6 protein-coding genes are annotated in these 6,122 nt (G+C 57.6%); 5 read left to right on the forward strand and 1 reads right to left on the reverse strand.

Features of this window, described 5'->3' with window-relative positions; all coding sequences use genetic code 11:
* The 5 genes from NW856_RS02220 to NW856_RS02240 all read left to right on the forward strand — a co-directional run.
* Positions 1 to 1,234 (forward strand): NADH-quinone oxidoreductase subunit M (locus tag NW856_RS02220; protein WP_414398883.1); only part of this gene is annotated, 1,234 nt, incomplete at its 5' end.
* Between the two features lie 58 nt (positions 1,235 to 1,292).
* Entirely contained in the window at positions 1,293 to 2,603 is a 1,311-nt protein-coding gene (locus tag NW856_RS02225; RefSeq protein WP_414398884.1) for a CO2 hydration protein, read from the forward strand.
* Between the two features lie 81 nt (positions 2,604 to 2,684).
* Positions 2,685 to 3,143, forward strand: coding sequence for a fasciclin domain-containing protein (locus NW856_RS02230; RefSeq protein ID WP_011434417.1), 459 nt, complete (start codon positions 2,685 to 2,687; stop codon positions 3,141 to 3,143).
* 380 nt (positions 3,144 to 3,523) lie between these two features.
* Positions 3,524 to 3,781 carry a CHRD domain-containing protein gene (locus NW856_RS02235; protein ID WP_414357840.1) on the forward strand — a complete coding sequence of 86 codons (258 nt, stop codon included), beginning with the start codon at positions 3,524 to 3,526 and terminating at the stop codon, positions 3,779 to 3,781.
* Between the two features lie 91 nt (positions 3,782 to 3,872).
* Positions 3,873 to 4,520 (forward strand): DUF305 domain-containing protein, encoded by a 648-nt coding sequence (locus NW856_RS02240; RefSeq protein ID WP_414383011.1) that lies wholly within the window; start codon positions 3,873 to 3,875, stop codon positions 4,518 to 4,520.
* A 105-nt stretch (positions 4,521 to 4,625) separates the two neighbouring features.
* Here the strand turns inward: NW856_RS02240 and NW856_RS02245 are convergent, their stop codons facing one another.
* Positions 4,626 to 6,017 (reverse strand): TldD/PmbA family protein, encoded by a 1,392-nt coding sequence (locus NW856_RS02245; protein ID WP_414398886.1) that lies wholly within the window; start codon positions 6,015 to 6,017, stop codon positions 4,626 to 4,628.
* Positions 6,018 to 6,122: the final 105 nt, after the last annotated feature.

A 6,122-nucleotide genomic window follows, 5' to 3' on the forward strand; every position in this document is an offset into this window, starting at 1 on the left:
CCTCTTATACGGCTGCATTTTGTTCATGAGCGGGTCGGTCAACGGGGCTTTTGTTGCCCAGAACCTGCTGTTGTTTTTCCTCTTTTACGAGCTGGTGCTGATCCCGATCTACCTGCTCATCTCCATTTGGGGCAGCCCCAAGCGGGATTATGCTGCCATCAAGTTTTTGATTTACACCGCCGTTTCCGCCATCTTTCTGTTGGGGGCCTTTTTGGCCATCTACTGGCTGGGGGATCCCCATAGCTTTGAGCTGCTGGAGATCCGCATCACCTCTCTCAGCCCTGTTGCCCAGACCTTGACGCTGTTGGCCTTGATCGTGGCTTTCGGCATTAAGATGCCGCTGATCCCCTTCCACACCTGGTTGCCTGATGCATACGGGGAGTCGTCGCCGCCAGTGGCCATCCTCCTGGGAGGGATCCTCTCCAAGTTAGGCACGTACGGTCTGTTTCGCTTTGGGCTGCAGTTGTTTCCCCAAGCTTGGGCCGACCTGGGCGGGATCCTAGCCTGGTGGGGAGCCATTGCCGTGTTGTCCGGGGCTTTGGCAGCCATCGCCCAAAAAGACATCAAGCGCATGGTGGCCTACAGCTCCATCGGCCATATGGGCTACATCCTGCTGGGCATGGCGGCAGCCACCCCCATTAGCCTGACCGGGGCGATGGTGCAGATGGTCTCCCATGGTCTCATCTTGGCGCTGCTGTTTGATCTGGTGGGCTTGGTGGAGCGCAAAGTGGGAACGCGGGATCTGAACGTACTCAACGGCCTGCTCAACCCCTTGCGAGGCTTGCCCACAGTGAGCGCCCTGCTCATCTTGGGGGGGATGGCCAGCGCCGGGATCCCTGGCCTGGTGGGCTTTGTGGCGGAGTTTTTGATCTTCCAGGGCAGCTACCAAGATTTTACTCTGCCCACTTTGATCAGCATCTGTGGCACCGGCTTGACGGCGGTGTACTTTGTGATTTTGCTGAACCGCACCTGCTTTGGCAGGTTAGACAACCGCACCGCCTACTACCCGCGCGTGCATGGCTGGGAGCGGATCCCAGGGCTGATTTTGACGGCCTTGATCGTTTGGTTTGGGATCCAGCCCATGAGCCTGGTGAAATGGCCACAACCCTTGGCGTTTACCCTATCCACCCAGGTGGCTCAGGCCCAAACGCTTATCTTGGCATCAGCCGGTGACCTTGCCCCCATCACCCTCTCTGGAGCCGATCCAGGCAAGCGGGAAACTCCCAGGAATTGAGATCCCAGCAGATGCCCCCTATGGAGCCAGGACTTTTGAAGAGTTGGAGACTTCTTCCATGACGACAACCCTTACAACCCGCAAGCTTCCCCCTTCTACCCACCCTTTTGCGGATGTAGTCCACCGCTTGGAGGCAGGGGGATCCATGCTGCCAGATACGCCGGAAAACCTGATGCAAATTATCGGCCTCTACAAAGCCTATGCCGTGCCAATGGATTTCTACTGGCGGGATCTGCTCTACATTGCCGAGCAGGTGTTTGTGGATCCCTTGCCTTTTTTCAAGTTCATCATTCCTGAAGAGTATCTGAAGCTGGCCAACCACTACGCGGGAGATAACGCGGATTTGCGCATTTGGCGGGGCCAGGCTACGGCCCACCCCGAGCTGCTGGAGTTTATGGAAAAGGGGGAGCTGAAGCGCAAGCTGCCCAGGATTTTGCATCACCTCTGGCATGACCGCATCAACATGGAATTTGCCGAAGAATGTATGCGGGCCATGCTCTGGCACCGGGATATGGGGGGCTTGCTGGATCCCTACATGGATTCCGAAGAATACAAGCAAAATGCCGACCGCGCCATCCGCGCCTATTGCCAGGGCAACCCCTTGTTGATGGGGCTATACAAGCTCTTCCCCGATATGTTTTTGGAGCTGTGCCGCCAGGCCACCATGTACTCGGTGTTGGGCCTGTTTTGGGAGGTGATGGCTCCGGTCTTTTTTGAGATCAGCGATCTCTACGACGAAGGCAAAATCACCAGCGTGCCGGAGGCGATGAACTTTTTGGTCAACGGGATCTTCGCCATTGCCGGACGACCCATCTACCATCGCGTGCGCATTCGGGGAGAATGGTACGATATTGTGCCCAAATCCAAGGGATTTACCTGGCTATATGAGGCCGCTTTCCCCTATGTAGAGGCCGTGTTTTATCGCACCTCTCCTTTCCGCGGCACCAAGTCCTACAACGCCCAGGCCAACGAAGTTCCCACCAACCAGTTGGACTTCCACTACGGGATCCTCTACGCCGATAAGTTTCCGGTGGGCACCGCCGGGATCCCGCCCACGCTCTTGCACCAGGATATGTACCACTTTTTGCCCCAGTATTTGGTGGAGTATTATCGCAAGCATTGCCGCGGCGAAGAGGACATGCTGATTCAATTGGGGGTTAGCTTCCAGCGCTCCATGTACAACGTCACCTCAGCCGTGATTCAGGCGGGAAGGGCCGCTTTCTTGTATCCCCTTGATGATCCAAATCCACGGCACTTGATGATGAACCGCCGTTATTTTGAGGGACAACTCAATCGCTTCACCCGACCGGAATATGGGATCCGGGAAGCAGCCCGCCTCGCCTACATTCAGGATCAGAATTATCGCTAGCCCGTGGCAACTTTAACCATCCCAAAACATTTCGAGCAGCAACTTTGTTAGCAGCAACTTCCCAGCCAAAGGATCCCAGCCATGCCCGATATTGTCGATATTGCCGTCTCTGCTGAGGGCTTTTCCACCTTGGTAACTGCCGTTAAAGCGGCAAACCTGGTAGACACTCTCAAAAGCCCTGGCCCCTTTACCGTTTTTGCCCCCACCGATGGGGCTTTTGCCAAGCTGCCCCCTGGCACCATCACCACTCTGGTGCAAAACATCCCCCAACTGACCCGCATCTTGTGTTACCACGTGGTGCCCGGTCGCCTGAAAAAGGCGGATTTGGCCAAGTACCAAAGTGTGGGCTCGGTAGAGGGATCCCCCATCGACTTGTTGATCGAAGGGGACGTTTTCGAGGTCAATAACGCCACTGTTATCCAAGCGGACATCGAAGCCGATAACGGCATCATCCACGTCATTGACACCGTCATCCTGATGCGGCCCCACTGGTTCTGGCCGATCATGAACTCTGCTTTGGCCGCCTCGGCCAGAGGATAAACGGATCCATCCTGAACGGAGGTTGGGGAAAGTGCCTTGGTGAACACTCTCCCCGGCTATGCCTTCCAATGGGTACGGTCAGAGATTTCTGCTCCGCGTGCAGTCTACACCATCCCCCAACCCCCACAGGGTGGGGATTTTTGTCTCTCGGTAGCAGTGATGTCGCCGTCTTTTAAACCCAGAGATGAATCCGAAGCTTGGCCTGATACGTACCTTATTTAGCCTGTTCTCTGACCGAGGAGCTTTTTTCCATGTTGTTGATCGGTTTTGCCCTTCGGCCTCGTTCAATTTTCGAGGCTTTTTGCGGCTTTTGCCTGGTTGCTGTCTTGTTTCTCAGCGGTTAAGGAAGCTTTACAAATCTCACAACCCCACTTCTACCCATTGCTAACTTTGGCCCTGGGCACATTCACATTGCTCAGCCGCAGCCAGGACAATCTTTCGCCCAGGCCACAGGGCCGGTGGCCTTTGTCTTGAACATGTTGCCGAATCCAGGCAATCAGTCGGGGAATTTCCGACTGGAAGCCAACCTCACCCCTGAGCAAGTCTCCAGCTTTTTGGCCGGAGCTTACTACATCAACATTCACACGCAGGCCAACCCGCCGGGCGAGTTGCGAGCCCAGGTGGTTTTCCCTCGCTAAGGTTTGATCCAGTACCCCATCTGGGATCCCCCGCGGGAGGGGCTTTAGAATATTGGGACTGTTGTCGTCCTGTTGTCAGGGGGAAATAGCGGTGCTTTTGAACAAGACTGGCCGTAGCCTGCTCCTTGCCAGTGTGTTTGCCCTCAGCACCACTTGGGCTGGCGGGGAGGGGCCGAGGGCAGAGGCAGCTTCTCATAACCACAATGGGGATCCCTCTGTTCACATGGCTCATTTGATGAGCCTGGGCCCTGCAGATGAATCCTTCGATTTGCGCTTCCTCGATGCCATGATCTTGCACCATGAAGGGGCTGTGCTCATGGCCGAGGAGGCCCTGCAAAAATCCCGGCGGCAGGAGATTCGTCAGTTGGCAGAGGCCATCTTGAGGACCCAAAGCCAAGAAATCGAGCAAATGCGGGCTTGGCGGCTGAGCTGGTACCCAGAAGCTCCCCAGGATCCCGTGATGTGGCATGAGGAAATGGGGCATCTGATGGCCATGACCCCAGAAATAATCTCCTCCATGCGCATGGACACAGACCTGGGAGCCGCCGACCCGGAGTTTGACCGGCGGTTTCTGCAGGCCATGATCCAACACCATGAGGGGGCCTTAAGCATGGCCAAAGAGGCCTTGGAGAAATCCCAGCGCCCCCAGGTTCGCCAACTGTCAGAGGCAATTTTGGCCACCCAGCAGGCGGAGATTGAGCAGATGCGTGCTTGGCAAAAGCAGTGGTACCCGCAGTAGCGCAGGAACGGTTACAGGGATCCCTACCCCATCGATAGATTTGTCAGATTTGTCTAGGTGCGCTGCCGCTGGCGCAACCGCCGTCCTAAGTGCCCGGGAAAGCTCCTAGGCAGGTTGCTGTCCGCCCACAATGGCCCGACAGCGAATGTAGGGGCCGCCCGCATCCACCTTGGCCGGTTGACCCTTGCCACAATGGCCGGATCCCAAGTCCCACAGGAAGTCCCGCGAGACGGCATCCACCGATTGCAGCACCTCAAAAGCATTGCCGGTGATGGTGACACCGCGCAGCAACTCCGCCAGCTTGCCATCGCGAATGCGGTAGGCCCGCTCTACCCCAAACATAAACTCGCCCGTGGAGTCCGCCTGCCCGTTCCTGGCCCCATCCAGGAAGTAGCCATCGGGAGTGCTGGCGATGATTTCTTCTAGCGTTTGGGATCCGGGTTCAATGAAGGTGTTGCGCATGCGGATCAAAGGCTCATCGGCATATTCCCAGGCGCGGGCATTGCCGGTGGGCTCTACGCCAAAGTGGGCAGCAGTTTCGCGGTTGTGGAGATAGCTGACCAGAATGCCGTTTTGGATGATGGTGGTGCTTTGGGTAGGAACGCCCTCGTCGTCCACAGGAAGGGTTCCCCCTGCCCCTGGCATAAACTCTGAATGGCCGGAGTCTTTGAGGGTAACCCAGTCGCTGGCCACCCGCTGCCCCAGCTTGCCGGCAGCCACAGAACCCGCCAGGACAAAATCCGCCTCGACCGTGTGGCCAATGGCCTCGTGCACCAACAGCCCCACGATGGAAGGCGACAGAATAACCGTGGCCCATCCCCCTTCTGCGTAGCCTGCGGACAATAAATCAACCGCGGTAGCAGCCGCCTTTTCCGCCATCTGCAAGGGATGCGAGCGGAACAGGCAATCCCATCCCCCTGTTACCCCAATGGCCTCGGAGCCACTGCTGAGCTGGCCGGCAGCTTCGGCCACCGCCTGAACTCGCAGCTCGGGGCGCACCAGACGAAAGGCCACATCTGCCCCATCGGTGGTGACAATGGCTTTTTCCTCGTAGATCTCGTTGTAGGTGCAACTGGCGGAGCTAATTTGGCGAGAGGCCTGCCGGGCCTGCGCCTCGGTTTCCAAAGCCAACTGGATCTTCGCCTCCAGCGGTTTGTTCAACACCTCCTCCACACCGGGCTCGCAGAACTCCCCTTGGGCCAGCCGCACACTGGGCAGGGATCCCAGCTTTTGTTTGCGGTAGTCGGCGCTGGCTTGGGCGGCACGGCGAGCTTCAGCGATGGCCTCCCGAATGGCAGCCGGCGAGGGATCCCCGGTGGCAGCAAAGCCCCAAGTGCCGGCCTCCAACACCCGCACCCCCACTCCGGAACGGCGACGAACCGTAGTGCGCTCAAGGCGGCCCTTCTCGGCAGTGACGCTGCGGAACACCTTGCTGTGGTAGCGCAGTTCCACAAAGCCAGAGCAGTCCCGAAGGATGTCGCGCAGAAGGTCTCGCATAGCAACAGGGAGATGGGTGTAGTCCTCAGTCCAGCATAGCCCGATCCTGGAAAGTCGATGAGCTGCCACGCCGAGTAAACTACCCGACACCCGCGCTATGCGCAG

This window comes from Synechococcus sp. R3-13, assembly GCF_047462195.1.
Classification (GTDB): domain Bacteria; phylum Cyanobacteriota; class Cyanobacteriia; order Thermostichales; family Thermostichaceae; genus Thermostichus.